Genomic DNA, 15,054 nt, shown 5'->3' with positions numbered 1-15,054 from the left:
GCATAGGCAGCAAGGCAAACAGCAAGCGCAAATCGAACTGCCCCCCAGCTCGTTCCTGTGCACGACCACCTCTCTATGGCAGCAAACCGGGGTTTTTTGCGGAAAACCAGCGTTTTCAGCCTGCCCGCATCGGCTTCAAAGCCTCGCTCCAGCGCAGCAGCTCGTCGAGCATGGTTTTGGCTCCGCCCTGCACCTGTTCGCTGGCGTTGAAAGCGCCATTTTCGTCGAGCAGTTTCTGGTACATCGGCAGCGCGACGCCTTCCGGGATCGGCATGACACCTACCGAGGTCAGCAGCGGCTTCAGCGCTTGCGCCGCGCGCAGGCCGCCGGAGACGCCGCCATAGCTGAAAATGGCGGCTGCCTTGTACTTCCATTCGCGCGAGAGATAGTCGATCGCGTTGACGATCGCCGGCGCCACGAAATAATTGTATTCCGGCGCCACGAAGACGAAGGCATCGGCGGCATCGATCGCCTTGGACCAGGCTTTGGTATGATCGTTCTGGTAGTTGCCAAGCCTTGGATGGTGCGGTTCGTCCAGCACCGGAAGCTTGAACGCATTGATGTCGGTCAGTACAGGCTCGAATTTCCCGTGCTCGCGCGCGAACCTCTCCAGCCACTCGGCAAAAATCGGTCCGGCGCGGCCTGGCCGCGTGCTGCCGATGATGATGTTCAACTGGTGCTTCAAGCTGGGCTCCTGCGGTGGCGGTATCCATTGGTGACTGCCACCTAGGGCATGCCGCTCGGGGCAACAAGAAGGCACCTCGCGGTAACCGGTCACATTCCGGAGAGTAGGGCCTTGCCGTTCGGTCACATGGACGCCTGCTTTGCGGCCCACTACATTGGGTCATCAGCGGAGCACAGCATGGACATCCAGCCCGCCCCCTTCATTCCCCCGGCGCCGAAGCCGCGCACGACGCCGCCCTCGACGTTGGAGATGATCCGCATCGTCTACCGCAACCCGCTCGAATTGTGGGGTGAGCATACCTATAACGAGCCGTGGATCTCGGCGAACGGCGTTGGCGGACATCTGATCGTCGCCAATGATCCCGCCCTGATCCGGCATGTGCTGGTCGACAACGCCAGGAACTACAAGATGGCGACGGTGCGCCAGAAGATCCTGCGGCCGATCCTGCGCGACGGCCTGCTCACCGCCGAGGGCGAGGTCTGGAAGCGGTCGCGCAAGGCGATGGCGCCGGTGTTCACGCCGCGCCACATCTTCGGCTTCGCCCAGCCGATGCTGAGGCGCACGCAGGACTTCGTCACCCGTTACGAAGACGGCGGCACGTCTGACATCGCCCATGACATGACGCTGCTCACTTATGACATCCTGGCCGAGACGCTGTTTTCCGGCGAGATATCAGGCGAGCCCGGCAGTTTCGCCAACGAGATCGACCGCCTGTTCGAGACCATGGGTCGCGTCGATCCGCTCGACCTGTTGCGTGCGCCCGACTGGCTGCCGAGGCTGACCCGCATCCGTGGCCGCAAGACCATGGCCTATTTCCGCAAGATCGTCACCGACACGGTCAAGATGCGCGAAGCGAAATTCAAGCGCGATCCCGATGCCGTGCCGCAGGATTTCCTGACACTGCTGCTCAAGGCCGAGGGACCCGACGGACTGACGCGGGCCGAGGTCGAGGATAACATCATCACCTTCATCGGCGCCGGCCATGAGACGACGGCGCGTGCGCTCGGCTGGACGCTCTATTGCCTGGCTGAATCACCTTGGGAGCGCAACCGGGTCGAGCAGGAGATCGACCAGGTGCTGGAGCGCGAGCCCGATCCGACGAAATGGCTCGATGCCATGCCGTTCACGCGCGCGGCTTTCGACGAAGCGCTCAGGCTCTATCCGCCGGCGCCGTCGATCAACCGCGAGCCGATCGAACCGGAAATGTGGAAGGATCTTCATATCCCCAAGCACGCCGCGGTGCTGGTGATGCCTTGGGTCGTGCATCGCCACAGGAAACTGTGGGACCGGCCGGATGCCTTCCTGCCGGAGCGCTTCCACCCGGGAAATCGCGAAAAGATCGACCGCTTCCAGTATCTGCCGTTTGGCGCCGGCCCACGCGTCTGCATCGGCGCCAGCTTCGCCATGCAGGAGGCGATCATCGCGCTGGCGATCATGCTGTCGCGCTTCCGCTTCGACACCACCGCCGAAACGAAACCCTGGCCGGTACAGAAACTGACCACGCAGCCGCAAGGCGGTCTACCGATGCAGGTCACGCCGCGTTAGGCGTGACACCTTCAGGCAGTTGCGCCGAATTAGGCCGCGGGCTTGCGTTGCTGGAACTGGCCGGCGGCGCGGTAGCGCCAGAGATAGCTGGGCAGGATCGTCGCGATCGACTGCGACTGGATGCCTAGCCCCGCAAGCGTCCTGTTGGTCTGGTTGGCGGCGTCCGAAACGATGTTGTGCTCGCGCAGCTGCATCACCTGGTCCTTGGTCAGCAGCGGGTTGGGCAGGAGACCGAGGATCGAGGCCTGGATGTTGGCCACCCACCACGGAACCGGCACCAGCAGCCGCTTGCGCTCGATCACGTCGAGCAGCTCTTCCATACACTGCTTGAAGGTGAGCACCTTCGGTCCGCCGAGTTCATAGATCTGGCCGCCATCCACCTTGCCGTCGACCGAGCGCGCCACCGCTTCGGCCACGTCGCCGACATAGACCGGCTGAAACTTGGTCTGGCCGCCGCCGATCAGCGGCAGCACCGGCGAATAGCGCGCCATGTTGGCGAAGCGGTTGAAGAAGCCGTCTTCGGGTCCGAAATTGATCGACGGCCGGAAGATCACGGCGTCCTTGATCGTCTCCAGCACAGCCTTTTCGCCAAGCGCCTTGGTGCGCGCGTAGTCTGATTCGGAGTCCAGATCGGCGCCAAGCGCAGAAATGTGGGTCAGGCCGGCGCCGACCGAGCGCGCGGCCTCGGCCACTGCGCGGGCGCCGAACTCGTGCACGGCGGAGAATTTCTGCCGGCCGCTCTCATGCAGGATGGCGACCAGATTGACGACATGGTCGGCGCCTTGCACGGCGCGGTCTACCGACCAGCGCACGCGCACATTGGCCTGGACCGGCTGGATCTGGCCGACATTGCCGAGCGGCTGCAAATGGCCGGCGAGATCGGGCCGCCGGCAGGCGACCCTGATGCGATAGCCGCGCTTGGCCAACGCGCGCACGACATGGCGGCCGACAAAGCCTGACCCGCCAAAGACGACGACGAGCTTTGGGGTCTGCAGGATTTCGGTCATGGCTGGCTCCGGCGCTCGCAGGCTTGGCTGAAGCCGTTTCATAATCCGTTTCGTGCCAAAGGCAAAGGGCGACGCGTCGTCGCTGTCAGCCTGTCAGAACGCTTTGCCGATACGGTTGTCGACCGAATGGCGGTTGCCGCCGCGAATGACGAAGAAGAGCAGGATCGCTGCCCACAGCAGCGACTTTTCCGCACCCGAATAGCCTTGGCCCATGGTGACCCAGTGGAACCAGACCGTGACCAGCAGCACGAACAGGCCGGCAAAGGCGGCCGGCCGCGTCAAAAACCCGATGGCGATGAAGATGCCGCCGAAGAATTCAGTGCAGGCCAGAAGCAACGACCACAACGCGCCCGGACAGAAGCCGAGACCCTCGACCATCTCGGCAGCGCCGAAAGGATTGGTGATCTTCTGCGAACCGTGGATCGCGAGAAACCCGCCGGCGACGACGCGAAGAACGGTTTCGGCACCATCGTGCAGGGCCGCGTAAAACCTGCCAAGGACCGGGATGACAAGGGCGTTGCGGGGATTGTCCGTGCTTGCCGACATTGTAGCTCCTCTGTTTTGCTCAATCAGCGCAAACGGCCGATCAGGTTGGTCGAAGTCAAATAAACAAAAGTTGACCAAAACGAGAATGTTTTACCATCGTGCGATCAAAACGCAGAAAACCCCGCTGAAGCGGGGTTTTCCGGGTGACATCCATGCGAAGCCAGGGGCCGACGGCGCGGCCTGACCTGAGACGGTATCAGGAGGGCGTGAAGCAAGTACGCCCACCCCAGCCCTGAACATCCGACATGGTGCCACCAACCTTCTTGCAGGCGGCGACGAAATCAGCGCTGCAATTGGCGAATTTTGCATGGCCGTTCTTGCAGTAGTGGTCTTCGGTGGCCCCGCCGCTCGGGGCAGCGATGACACCCGGGCTGGACGGCTTGACCGGTGCGGCCTTCAGGGTGGCTGCCTGTGTGGCGCCCATGAACGAGCCGAGCAGAAGGACGGCGGTCAGCATGGTGATCTTGGTGTTGGTCATGGCAATTTCCTTTGATTTGGGTTGAGTTTTCCGAGGCGCGAAGGACCGGCCTTCGCGTGATGCAGGCTTTCGATTTCGGTTTGCTGCTTCCCTCGGTGTGGATCGGGCAAGCTCGCCTTGCCCTGGACAAAGCTGGGTCGCAGCAAGGCGCGGAAAGGTTCAGCGACGCGCAAAGAAAATCGCACTGCGCCGCGCCTGCGGCGGGCGAATTCCAGATAACTGATTGATATTTAATAGATGTTCAGGAAGAATAGCGTGCGGCGAATTCGGAAATGCGCTGCACCACGGCCTTCGATGCGGTAATGCCGCGCGCTTGCGCCTTCTCGGCGGCCTCTGCGCGAGCACGACCGGGCACATGTACGCCGAAGCGCCGCCGCAGCCGGTCAAGCTGGTCCTTCATTCGTTGCTCGAAATCTGGATCGAGCAGCTTGGGTTCGATAGCAAGCACGAACAGTCCCGTGCCGGGGCTGTCCGGCCCGCCGCTGAACCATGGCGCGTCGAGCGACCAGTTGGCGCCCGACAGGCCCGCCGCCAGCACCTCGACCATCAGCGCGATGTTGGCGCCGCGCTGACCGCCGAAGGCGAGCATTGCACCCTTTATGGCGGCGGCGGGATCGGTGGTCGGGTTTCCGCTGGCGTCCAGCGCCCAGCCTTCCGGGATTGTCTTGCCGTCCTCGGCCGCTTTGCGGATGTTGACGAAAGCGGTGGCGCTCGACGACTGGTCGATGACCAGCGGCGCCCTGTCGGCGGCAGGCGCGGCAAACGACATCGGGTTGGTGCAGTAGACCGGCTTGACCGAGCCCGAGCCGGCAAGCACGGCCGGGCCGTTGGTGGCTGCAAACGACACCAGTCCTTGTGCTGCCAGCCTTCCGGTGAAATAGCCGAGCGCGCCGCATGTATAGGCGTTCTTCTGCGAGAAGATGGCGACACCGAACAGCTTTGCCGCCTTGGCGAGGTCGTCGATGGTGCGGTCGAAGCCGGTATGCGCCAGCCCGCCGCGTGCATCGGAGAGATAGACTGCCAGCGCCGGCCGGGTGATCACCGGGTCGGCATTGCCGTCGATGCGTCCGGCTTCCAGCGCCTCGAGATAGTCGATGAAATGCGACAGACCGACCGAGGAAAGCCCTTCGGCCTCGGCTGATATGATCGAAGCAGTGAGCGATTGCGCCGCTTCCTCATTGGCGCCGGCGCCAAGTGCCGCCATCCGGCACAGTCCTTTTGCCTGGTCGAGACTGAGTTGCATCATGGCCGTCCTAGGGGAGTAGGGGAGTAGGGGAGTAAGGAAATAGGGGAGTACGGGACAGTGGGCAGTGAATAGCGAATGGGGATGGAAATGTGAATGTGGATAGTGGCCTGATACTCCCCTACTCCCCTACCCCTACTCCCCTACTCCCCTACTCCCCTACTCCCCTACTCCCCTACTCCCCTACTCCCCTACTCCCCTACTCCCCTACTCCCCTACTCCCCTCTAACCAATCTTGTTCGGGATTCTGGCCTCTATCCTGCTGAAGGCGAAGACCAGAATGCCGGTTATCGTCATGTAGATCAGCGCCAGCAGCAGCAAGGGCTCGTAGGTGAGGTAGGTGTCCTGCCGTACTTTGGACGAAACGGCGAAGATGTCGATGACGCTGATCGTTGCCACCAGCGGCGTCGACTTCAATTGCAGCACGGTCTCGCCGGTCAGCGTCGGCAGCGCCCGGTAGATGGCTTGCGGCAGCCAGATCCGCCGGAACGCCTTCCAGCGGCTCATGCCGAAGGCGCGGGCGGCTTCGAGTTGCCCCTTGGGCACGCCGGCGAAGGCGCCGCGCATCACCTCGCCCTCATAACCGGCGAACGACAGGGTCAGCGCCAGCACGCCATAGGGCCAGGCTTGCCGCAGATATGGCCACATCCAGGATTCGCGGATCCACGGATATTGCGGGAACAGCGAACCCAGGCCGTAATAGAGCAGCCAGAGCTGGATCAGCAGCGGCGTGCCCCGGATCACCGTGCAGAACACCTTGGCGGGTGCGGCGAACCAGAACGAGCCGGCAGCCTGCGCCAGGCCAAGCGGGACGGCCAGCAGGAAGCCCAGCACGCAGGTGACGGCCAGGATCCACAGCGAGCGCCAGAGGCCGATCAAGCCCATTTCATAATATTGCGGCAGCCAGTCCCAGCGCATGAAAAAGGCGGCCGACAGAACCAGGCCGAGCGCGATCAGGATCAGCACGATGCGGTGCGGCTGCAGCCACAGCGACGTTCGCGCGACGACGTCGATGATGGTCGCCTCGTTGGCCATCAGCGCGCCCCCTTGAGCGAAGGCATGCCGCGCCGCGACCAGGTCTCGACCCGGCCGATAACGAGGTTGGAAAACAGCGACAAAAGCAGATAGAGCACGCCCGCCGCGAAAAAGAAGGTGAAATAGGCCTTGGTGACGCCCGCTGCCTGCCGCGTTGCCAGCGCCAGCTCGTAGAAGCCGACAACAGCCAATAGCGCGGTGTCCTTGGTGGCGATCAGCCAGAGATTGGCGAGGCCCGGAATAGCGAAGGGCAGCATTGACGGCAAGGTGATGCGCCGCAACATCAGGCCCGGAGACATTCCATAGGCGCGGGCGGCTTCGATCTGGCCCTGCGGAATGGCCAGGATCGCGCCGCGTATCACCTCTGTCGAATAGGCGCCCTGGACGAAGCCGAGCACGGCGATGCCGGCGGCAAGGCCGCTCACGTCGACGCGCTGATAACCCATGGCCGTCAGCGCCTGATTGATCAGGTCGGTGCCGGCGTAATAGAGCAGCAGGATCAGCACCAGTTCGGGCACGGCGCGCACGATGGTGGTGTAAACCGCCAGGAGATCGCGCACCACCGGCCCGCCATAAAGCTTGCCATAGGCGCCGCCGGTGCCGATCAGAAGGCCGAGGCACGTGGCGCCCAGCGCGATCTCGATCGAATGCAGCAGCCCAACCAGAAGCGCCCCGCCCCAGCCTGGCGGGTAGGGCGAGAGAAGCTCGGTGATGCCGGCCGCGGAGGCCGAAAGAAGTGCGTCGATCAGCGTCGCCCCCGAAGTGCTGACTAACCGCCGACGGCTGCGTGGGCGGCAAACATGCCTGGGAAAGATCGAGCAGGTGGGGCATGGCGCGACGCCACACCCCACAGCTCATACGAGGATCGTCAGTTCGACTGCGCGCCGCCGCCGCCGTAAATGTCGAAATCGAAGTATTTCTTCGAGATCTCGTCATATTTGCCGTTGGCGCGGATCGCCTTGATGCCGGCGTTGATTTTGCCCTTCAGGTCGGTGTCTTCCTTGCGCACGCCGGCGCCGACGCCCGGTCCGAGCACTTCGTCATCGGGAGCGACCATGCCCTTCAGGTCGCAGCAGGCTTTGCCCTGGTCGGATTTGAGGAATTCGCCAAGCGCGATGGAATCGGCCTGCACCGCGTCGAGACGGCCGGCGGCCAGATCGTTGTTGGCCTCGTCCTGGGTCTGGTATTCCTTGATCTCGGAGGCTGTGCTGCCAAAGTGCTTCTTGGCGTAGACAGCGTGCACCGTCGACACTTGCACGCCGACGATCTTGCCCTTGAGGTCGTCCGGAGCGGAGCCGAATTTCTGGTCCTTCGGGCCGATGATCGCGGTCGGCGTGTTATAGTACTTGTCCGAGAAATCGATCGTCTTCGCGCGTTCGGCGGTGATCGACATCGAGGAGACGATGAGGTCGATCTTCTTGGTCGTCAGAGCCGGGATGATGCCGTCCCAGGCAACCGGGGTGATGACGCAATCGAGCTTCTCCTCGGCGCAGACGGCGTCGATGAAGTCGATCTCCCAGCCGATCCATTTGCCCGAAGCATCGGGCGAGGTGAAGGGCGGATAAGGCTCGGCGGCGACGCCGATCTTGACCGGATCGGCCTTGGCCACGCCCATGGCGGCGACGCCGAGCAGCAGCGCTGCGGCAAATGTCTTCAGAACGGTCTTCATTTCATGACTCCCAGTTTGTTGTTGGTTCCCGGTTTTCTTCCGTCCCGGCTTGCCTAGCCGATGTTGCGGATGAACTGCTTCAGCCTTTCGGATTTCGGTGCGCCGAAGATCTGCTCCGGCGGCCCTTCTTCCTCGACCAGCCCGTTGTAGAGGTAGACGACATGGGTCGCGACCTCGCGGGCGAACTTCATCTCGTGGGTGACCAGCACCATGGTGCGGCCTTCGCGCGCTAGGTCGCCGATCACCTTCAGCACCTCGCCGACCAGTTCGGGATCGAGCGCGGAGGTGGGCTCGTCGAACAGCATGACGCGCGGATTGATGGCCAGCGCCCGGGCGATCGCGGCGCGCTGCTGCTGGCCGCCCGACAGATAGGCCGGATAGACGTCGCGCTTTTCAGCCAGACCGACACGGGCGAGCAGCTTCTCGGCCTCGCCGATCGCCACATCGCGCTTGACGCCAAGCACATGCACCGGAACCTCGATGACGTTTTCGATCAGCGTCATGTGGCTCCACAGGTTGAAGTTTTGGAACACCATGCCGAGCTTGGAGCGGATGCGCTCGATCTGCTTGCGGTCGGCCGGAATGGTGTGGCCGTGGCTGTCGGCCTTGAGTTTGATCTCCTCGCCATTGACGCGAATGATGCCGCTGGTCGGGTTTTCCAGGCAGTTGATGCAGCGCAGCAGGGTCGATTTGCCGGAGCCCGAGCCGCCGATGATGGCGATGACCTCGCCGTCGCGCGCCGACAGCGAGACGCCCTTCAGCACATGCAGCTCACCGAACTTCTTGTGCAGGTTCTCGACATGGATGGCTTCGGCGGCGCCGTCCTGCGCCTTGCCGGATCGGACTGCGGCAGCTTCCACCACGCTCACCGGGTGACCTCTATCGGGTCGGCTGCGGTTCGTCGAACGTGTATCCGGCTAATTAACATATACGCTGTACTGCCCCGCTCCAGACTTCAGCATGGACCCAACGGCGAGAGCCCGTCAATCCTGCTTATTACGGCACTTGCGAGCTTGTTGTGCAAGTGTATAAATAGCCTTCCATGAAATTTTCTCGATTTTTTTCAGCGAAAAAGGACTTCGATGAGCGCTTTCGGATCACAGTCCATGGCGGCGCCGCTGCGCCGCGTGCTGATGCGGTCGGCGGCCAACGCCATGCGCAATGCCGACAGGGTTGCCTGGCACTATGGCCCGGGATTCAATCCGGCGAAAGCGGCATCGCAGCACGCGCTCCTTGCTGAACTGGTGGCGGCTTCCGGTGCCGAAATCGAATGGATCGAGGACACGGCGGATGGACTTTCGGACTCGGTGTTCACGCACGACCCGTCGCTGATGACCGATCGCGGCGCGCTGATTCTGTCCATGGGCAAGCCGTTGCGCGCCAGGGAGCCCTCGCTGCATGAGGAAACGTACCGAAGGCTGGGCATTCCAATCCTGGGCCGCGTCGAGGTTCCTGGCCAGGTCGAAGGCGGTGATTGCGTATGGCTCGATGCCCGTACGCTGGTGATCGGGCGCGGTGTCCGCTCCAACCAGGAAGGCATCCAGCAGGTTTCCAACCTGCTGACGCCGCTGGGCGTTTCCGTCTACGGCTTTGATCTTCCGCTGTGGCAAGGCGAAGAAGCGTGCCTGCATCTGATGTCGGTGATCAGCCCGCTGGCCGACGACCTCGCACTGGTCCATTCACCGCTTTTGCCGGCCCCATTCTATCAGATGCTGAAGGCGCGTAACATCCGGCTGGTCGAAGGCGACGCCGAAGAGTTCGCGGCTTCCAACGGCCTTAGCCTGAACGTGCTGCCGACCAGCCCACACAAGATCATTGCCGTCGCGGGCTTTCCAAAGACCAAAGCCGCGATGGAAGCCGCCGGCTGCACGGTCGAAATCTTCGAGGCGGATGCGCTCTGCATCGCCTGCGAGGGCGGGCCGACATGCCTGACGCGACCGATCCTGCGCCAATGAATATGCCATCCCGCCGCAGGTTCCGTCGCGAGGGCGAGGAGCGGCGGCGGCAGGATCTGATCGAGGCCACTCTGGACAGCGTGGCGGAACATGGCCTGCAGGGCGCCACCTTGCGCACCATCGCATTGCGTGCCGGCGTCACCGCCGGGCTGATCCGGCACTATTTTCCCGGCAAGGAAGAATTGCTGCAGGAAGCCTATGCAGCGCTGATGGGCCGCATGACCGAGCAGGCGAAAGCGGCTTTGGTCATGGAGAATGCCTCGCCTCGCCAGCGCCTTGCGGCTTTCGTCACCGCCAACCTCAATGCGCCGATTATCGACGCGCGGGTGTTTTCGCTCTGGGCAACCTTCATCGGCCGCGCCAGAGCGGATCCGACCTTGGCCCACGCCCACCGCGAAGGCTACCTTGGTTTTCGCAATGAGGTGGAAGCGGTTGTGGCCGAGGTGCTCGCCGCCGAACGGCGCAAATCGGACGCAAGCCAATTGCGCCACCATGCCATCGCGATTAATGCGATCATCGACGGACTCTGGATCGAAGGCTGCCTGGCCGGCGAGATGTTCTCGCCCGGCGAATTGGCGGCGATCGGCATCAAGGCCGTCGAGGCCGAACTAGGCCTCGCGCCGGAAGGGGAGGAAAACCAATGACGACACTCGGCGAAGCGCTCATTTCGCTGCTCGAAGCCCATGGCGTCGACACGGTCTTCGGGATTCCCGGCGTCCACACGGTAGAACTCTACCGCGGGCTAGCGCGCTCCAAGATCCGCCACGTCACACCGCGCCATGAACAGGGCGCCGGCTTCATGGCCGATGGCTACGCACGCGCCAGCGGCAGACCGGGCGTCGCCTTCGTCATCACCGGACCGGGGCTGACCAACACCATCACCGCCATGGGGCAGGCACGCGCCGATTCGGTGCCGATGCTGGTGATCTCAGGCGTCAACGCCACGCCGACGCTGGGCAAGGGGCTGGGCCATCTGCACGAATTGCCGGATCAGCGCGGCATAATGGAGAAGGTGGCGCTGTTTTCGCAGCGCGTTACCGAGGCTGGCGAATTGCCCGGCGCGCTGGCGCAGGCCTTCGCCCTGTTTTCATCGGCCCGGCCCGGCCCGGTACATATCGAGATCCCGACCGACGTCATGGTCAAGCCGGCGGATGGCATCGCTGCCATGCTGAGCAATGTGACGCCGCCCGTGCCGGAAGGTGTCGCAATTGCCAACGCGGCCAAACTCATCAGTGCAGCGCGCCGCCCGCTGATCCTGGTCGGCGGCGGCGCCAAACGCGCCGAAGCGCCACTGCGGCGTCTGGCCGAACGGCTGGGGGCGCCGGTCGTCCAGACCACCAATGCGCGCGGCCTGCTGCATGGTCATCCGCTTTGCGTGCCGGCCAGTCCCAGCCTGAAGACAGTACGGGCGCTGATGGCCGACGCCGACCTGGTCATTGCCGCCGGCACCGAATTCGGCCCGACCGACTATGACGGCTACAGCGATGGCGGCTTCGTCCTGCCCGCCAACCTGATCCGCATCGATATCGGCGCGGACCAGCTTGCCCGCCGCCCGGCGACGGTTTCGATCCAGGCCGATTGCGCCGAGGCGCTCGAAGCACTGCTTCTGGAAACCCGCCATGTCCGGGCAAGCGAGGGCGGTTCGTCGCGCGCCGCTACTACACGCAAAGCAGCCTTTGCCGAGCTCAATCCGACACTGCAGGGGCAGGTGCGCGCCGTCGAGATGATCCGCGACGCTTTGCCGGGCGCGCTCATCGTCGGCGATTCGACGCAGCCAATCTATGCGGCCAACCTCTATTACGACCATGATCGGCCAGGCGGTTGGTTCAATGCCGCCACCGGCTTCGGCGCGCTTGGCTACGGCCCGCCGGCCGCAATTGGCGCGGCCTTTGCGATACCCGATGCGCCGGTCGTCTGCCTCACGGGTGACGGCGGCTTCCAGTTCACGCTGCCGGAACTGGGCGCCGCGCTCGACGCGCGGGTACCGGTCATCTTCGTCGTCTGGAACAACAGAGGCTACCGCGAGATCGAAACCTCGATGCTCGATGTCGGCGTCGAGCCGGTCGGCGTATCGCCGGCGCCGCCGGATTTCTGCAAGCTGGCCGAGGCCTATGGCATCGGCGCCGAACGGCTTGCCGATATCGATGCTCTCGCGGACGCGCTGAAGCGCGCCCGGGCCACCGGACTGCCGCGCGTCATCGAAATCACAGTTGACTGAAGCGCGGGTTTCCCGTTTTGGCGGGCCACGGCTGAAGTGTCGGACGCATGCAAAGACGCGACAACTGCCATGTCGAGATGTCAATTGAGTGATGGCGCAAAAGGCGCGACGCTTCGCGTCGGCGGCACAGAAACGACCTAACGATAAAAAAATGACAGGAGCGTCCAAGATGACGGAAACACTTGAAGGCAAGCATATCGTCGTGACTGGTGGGACCGGTGCGCTCGGCGGTGCGGTTGTCGGCAAACTGCTGAGCGACGGCGCGATCTGCCATGTGCCCAATGCTCATGCTGCCGCCCCTACGCATTTCCCCTTTACCTCGCATGACCGTGTCCAGTTGGTGCACAACGTCGATCTCTCGGACCCCGCGAAGGTCGAAGCGTTCTATAGCCAGGTTCCGGGCCTTTGGGGCTCGATCCATCTGGCTGGCGGCTTCACCTCGGCGCCTGTTGAAAAGATCGAGTCGGCGTCCTTTGCCGAGATGATGGACACCAATGCGCGCACCGCCTTCCTGTGCTGCCGCGCCGCGATCCGCTCGATGCTGTCGTCGGACACGGCGGGCCGCATCGTCAACGTCACCGCGCGCGCCGGGCTCGATCCGCGGCGCGGCGCCGGCATGGTCGCTTACGCCGCCAGCAAGGCGGCGGTGGCAGCCATGACGGTGGCGATGGCCGAAGAGCTGAAGCACAAGGGCATCCTGGTCAATGCCGTGGCGCCGTCGACGCTAGATACGCCGGCAAACCGCGCCGATATGCCGGATGCCGATGTCACAAGATGGGTCAGCCTCGAAGCCGCCGCCGAGGCCATCGCCTATCTCGCCTCGCCGGCCAATCAGGCGATGAGCGGCACGCTGGTGCCGCTTTACGGCAGGGCGTAACTTTCCAACCTTTACCTAGGTCAAAGAAAAACCCCGCCGGATCGCTCCGGCGGGGTTTTGTTTTGGAGCCTGTGCGAAGGCTTCGCGGTGCGAAGACTTAGCTGCCCTGCTTCTTCAGCGCGGCACCCAGGATGTCGCCCAGCGAAGCGCCGGAGTCGGTCGAGCCGTACTGAGCGACCGCTTCCTTCTCTTCGGCGATTTCCAGCGCCTTGATCGAGACCTGCAGCTTGCGGGTCTTCTTGTCGAAGGCGATGACGCGGGCATCGACCTTCTGGCCGACGGTGAAGCGCTCGGGGCGCTGTTCGTCGCGGTCACGGCTCAGGTCGGAGCGCTTGATGAAGGTTTCGATGCCGCTGTCGACCAGCCGCACTTCCAGACCGCCATCCTTGACGCCGATGACTTCGCAGGTGACGACCGCGTTCTTGCGCAGTTCGCCTGAAGTCGCCGCTTCGCCGACCGTATCCTTGGCCAGCTGCTTGATGCCGAGCGAGATGCGCTCCTTGTCGATGTCGACGTCGAGCACCTGCGCCTTGACCATGTCGCCGCGATTGTACTCTTCGATGACCTGCTCGCCCGGACGGGTCCAGTCGAGGTCGGAAAGGTGCACCATGCCGTCCACGTCGCCTTCGAGGCCGATGAACAGGCCGAACTCGGTCTTGTTCTTGACCTCGCCCTCGACCTGGCTGCCGACCGGATGGCTCGAGGCGAAAGCCTGCCACGGATTCTCGAGCGTCTGCTTGAGGCCGAGCGAGATGCGGCGCTTGGCCGGATCGACCTCGAGCACCACCACGTCGACTTCCTGGGTCGTCGACAGGATCTTGCCGGGATGCACGTTCTTCTTCGTCCACGACATTTCCGAAACGTGGATGAGACCCTCGATGCCCGGCTCCAGCTCGACGAACGCGCCGTAGTCGGTGATGTTGGTGACGGTACCCTTGATCTTCTTGCCGATCGGGAACTTGGTGCCGATCTCGGACCACGGATCGCTCTCGAGCTGCTTCATGCCGAGCGAGATACGGTGGGTTTCCTGGTTGATGCGGATGATCTGCACCTTGACCGTCTGACCGATGTTGAGGATTTCGGTCGGATGGTTGACGCGGCGCCATGCCATGTCGGTGACATGCAGCAGGCCGTCGATGCCGCCGAGGTCGACGAACGCACCGTAATCGGTGATGTTCTTGACGACGCCTTCGACAACCTGGCCTTCTTCGAGGTTCTGCACGATTTCCGAACGCTGTTCGGCGCGGCTCTCTTCGAGCACGGTACGGCGAGACACCACGATGTTGCCGCGGCGGCGATCCATCTTGAGGATCTCGAAGGGCTGCGGGTTGTGCATCAGCGGGGAGACGTCGCGGATCGGGCGGATATCGACCTGGCTGCGCGGCAGGAAGGCCACGGCGCCGTCGAGGTCGACCGTGAAGCCGCCCTTGACCTGGTTGAAGATAACGCCTTCGACGCGCTCACCCTTGGTGAACTTCTCTTCGAGGCGGACCCAGCTCTCTTCGCGACGGGCCTTCTCACGGGAAAGCATTGCTTCGCCAAGCGCGTTTTCAATGCGCTCGACATAGACTTCGACGGTGTCACCAACCTTGAGGGTAGTGTCCTTGCCCTTGACGCCGAATTCCTTCAGCGGCACGCGGCCTTCGACCTTGAGGCCGACGTCGATGATGGCCATGTCCTTTTCGATCGCCGTGATCGTGCCCTTGACGACCTGGCCTTCGCCGGAGTGACCGGTGGTGAATGATTCTTCGAGCAGGCTCGCGAAATCATCGCGAGTGGGATTTGCAGCTGACATT

15 protein-coding genes are annotated in these 15,054 nt (G+C 63.3%); 5 read left to right on the top strand and 10 right to left on the bottom strand.

Annotated elements, in window-relative coordinates:
* Positions 1–115 precede the first annotated feature (115 nt).
* Positions 116–685 (bottom strand): NADPH-dependent FMN reductase, encoded by a 570-nt coding sequence (locus tag AC0NIL_RS01665; protein WP_275954195.1) that lies wholly within the window; start codon positions 683–685, stop codon positions 116–118.
* A 177-nt stretch (positions 686–862) separates the two neighbouring features.
* On the opposite strand from AC0NIL_RS01665, the gene AC0NIL_RS01660 reads away from it, so the two are divergent.
* On the top strand, positions 863–2,230 hold the full coding sequence (locus AC0NIL_RS01660; protein ID WP_275954194.1) for a cytochrome P450: 1,368 nt from the start codon (positions 863–865) through the stop codon (positions 2,228–2,230).
* A gap of 29 nt (positions 2,231–2,259) precedes the next feature.
* Here the strand turns inward: AC0NIL_RS01660 and AC0NIL_RS01655 are convergent, their stop codons facing one another.
* From AC0NIL_RS01655 to AC0NIL_RS01620, 8 genes are all read right to left on the bottom strand, one after another.
* On the bottom strand, positions 2,260–3,237 hold the full coding sequence (locus tag AC0NIL_RS01655) for a complex I NDUFA9 subunit family protein (RefSeq protein ID WP_013528195.1): 978 nt from the start codon (positions 3,235–3,237) through the stop codon (positions 2,260–2,262).
* A 93-nt stretch (positions 3,238–3,330) separates the two neighbouring features.
* Complete coding sequence (locus AC0NIL_RS01650) at positions 3,331–3,783, bottom strand: DoxX family protein (protein WP_473572789.1); 453 nt, start codon at positions 3,781–3,783, stop codon at positions 3,331–3,333.
* A gap of 196 nt (positions 3,784–3,979) precedes the next feature.
* Positions 3,980–4,261, bottom strand: coding sequence for a hypothetical protein (locus AC0NIL_RS01645; protein ID WP_013528193.1), 282 nt, complete (start codon positions 4,259–4,261; stop codon positions 3,980–3,982).
* Between the two features lie 241 nt (positions 4,262–4,502).
* Positions 4,503–5,504, bottom strand: coding sequence for an Ldh family oxidoreductase (locus tag AC0NIL_RS01640; RefSeq protein WP_275954193.1), 1,002 nt, complete (start codon positions 5,502–5,504; stop codon positions 4,503–4,505).
* A gap of 225 nt (positions 5,505–5,729) precedes the next feature.
* Positions 5,730–6,539, bottom strand: a complete 810-nt coding sequence (locus AC0NIL_RS01635; protein WP_013528191.1) for an ABC transporter permease — start codon at positions 6,537–6,539, stop codon at positions 5,730–5,732.
* Complete coding sequence (locus tag AC0NIL_RS01630) at positions 6,539–7,252, bottom strand: ABC transporter permease (protein ID WP_275954214.1); 714 nt, start codon at positions 7,250–7,252, stop codon at positions 6,539–6,541. The genes AC0NIL_RS01635 and AC0NIL_RS01630 overlap by 1 nt, the downstream gene beginning before the upstream one ends.
* Positions 7,253–7,407: 155 nt before the next feature.
* Complete coding sequence (locus tag AC0NIL_RS01625) at positions 7,408–8,208, bottom strand: transporter substrate-binding domain-containing protein (RefSeq protein ID WP_063169843.1); 801 nt, start codon at positions 8,206–8,208, stop codon at positions 7,408–7,410.
* Between the two features lie 53 nt (positions 8,209–8,261).
* Positions 8,262–9,077 (bottom strand): ABC transporter ATP-binding protein, encoded by an 816-nt coding sequence (locus AC0NIL_RS01620; protein ID WP_013528188.1) that lies wholly within the window; start codon positions 9,075–9,077, stop codon positions 8,262–8,264.
* 213 nt (positions 9,078–9,290) lie between these two features.
* Between AC0NIL_RS01620 and AC0NIL_RS01615 the strand changes: the two genes are divergently transcribed.
* The 4 genes from AC0NIL_RS01615 (at position 9,291) to AC0NIL_RS01600 (ending at position 13,258) form a co-directional block, all read left to right on the top strand.
* Positions 9,291–10,163 (top strand): dimethylarginine dimethylaminohydrolase family protein, encoded by an 873-nt coding sequence (locus tag AC0NIL_RS01615; RefSeq protein ID WP_063171053.1) that lies wholly within the window; start codon positions 9,291–9,293, stop codon positions 10,161–10,163.
* Positions 10,160–10,807 (top strand): TetR family transcriptional regulator C-terminal domain-containing protein, encoded by a 648-nt coding sequence (locus tag AC0NIL_RS01610; protein ID WP_032809890.1) that lies wholly within the window; start codon positions 10,160–10,162, stop codon positions 10,805–10,807. Before AC0NIL_RS01615 ends, AC0NIL_RS01610 begins: the two co-directional genes overlap by 4 nt.
* Positions 10,804–12,381 (top strand): 5-guanidino-2-oxopentanoate decarboxylase, encoded by a 1,578-nt coding sequence (locus AC0NIL_RS01605; RefSeq protein ID WP_275954192.1) that lies wholly within the window; start codon positions 10,804–10,806, stop codon positions 12,379–12,381. Before AC0NIL_RS01610 ends, AC0NIL_RS01605 begins: the two co-directional genes overlap by 4 nt.
* 169 nt (positions 12,382–12,550) lie before the next feature.
* Positions 12,551–13,258: an SDR family NAD(P)-dependent oxidoreductase gene (locus AC0NIL_RS01600; protein ID WP_063171055.1), complete on the top strand. Its 708-nt coding sequence runs from the start codon at positions 12,551–12,553 to the stop codon at positions 13,256–13,258.
* 97 nt (positions 13,259–13,355) lie between these two features.
* Here AC0NIL_RS01600 and rpsA read toward each other — a convergent pair whose 3' ends face one another.
* Positions 13,356–15,053 (bottom strand): 30S ribosomal protein S1, encoded by a 1,698-nt coding sequence (gene rpsA, locus AC0NIL_RS01595; RefSeq protein ID WP_013528183.1) that lies wholly within the window; start codon positions 15,051–15,053, stop codon positions 13,356–13,358.
* Position 15,054 lies beyond the last annotated feature (1 nt).

The organism is Mesorhizobium sp. WSM1343, from assembly GCF_055901535.1.
The sequence above is the reverse complement of the archived record's forward strand: the minus strand, read 5'-3'. Positions and strand labels throughout refer to the sequence as shown.

Bases quoted from the DNA above. Each gene is read 5' to 3' on its own strand.
- AC0NIL_RS01660 (WP_275954194.1), top strand. From the start codon at position 863: ATGGACATCCAGCCCGCCCCCTTCATTCCCCCGGCGCCGAAGCCGCGC.
- AC0NIL_RS01655 (WP_013528195.1), bottom strand. From the start codon at position 3,237: ATGACCGAAATCCTGCAGACCCCAAAGCTCGTCGTCGTCTTTGGCGGG.
- AC0NIL_RS01650 (WP_473572789.1), bottom strand. From the start codon at position 3,783: ATGTCGGCAAGCACGGACAATCCCCGCAACGCCCTTGTCATCCCGGTC.
- AC0NIL_RS01645 (WP_013528193.1), bottom strand. From the start codon at position 4,261: ATGACCAACACCAAGATCACCATGCTGACCGCCGTCCTTCTGCTCGGC.
- AC0NIL_RS01640 (WP_275954193.1), bottom strand. From the start codon at position 5,504: ATGCAACTCAGTCTCGACCAGGCAAAAGGACTGTGCCGGATGGCGGCA.
- AC0NIL_RS01635 (WP_013528191.1), bottom strand. From the start codon at position 6,539: ATGGCCAACGAGGCGACCATCATCGACGTCGTCGCGCGAACGTCGCTG.
- AC0NIL_RS01625 (WP_063169843.1), bottom strand. From the start codon at position 8,208: ATGAAGACCGTTCTGAAGACATTTGCCGCAGCGCTGCTGCTCGGCGTC.
- AC0NIL_RS01615 (WP_063171053.1), top strand. From the start codon at position 9,291: ATGAGCGCTTTCGGATCACAGTCCATGGCGGCGCCGCTGCGCCGCGTG.
- AC0NIL_RS01610 (WP_032809890.1), top strand. From the start codon at position 10,160: ATGAATATGCCATCCCGCCGCAGGTTCCGTCGCGAGGGCGAGGAGCGG.
- AC0NIL_RS01605 (WP_275954192.1), top strand. From the start codon at position 10,804: ATGACGACACTCGGCGAAGCGCTCATTTCGCTGCTCGAAGCCCATGGC.
- AC0NIL_RS01600 (WP_063171055.1), top strand. From the start codon at position 12,551: ATGACGGAAACACTTGAAGGCAAGCATATCGTCGTGACTGGTGGGACC.
- rpsA (WP_013528183.1), bottom strand. From the start codon at position 15,053: ATGTCAGCTGCAAATCCCACTCGCGATGATTTCGCGAGCCTGCTCGAA.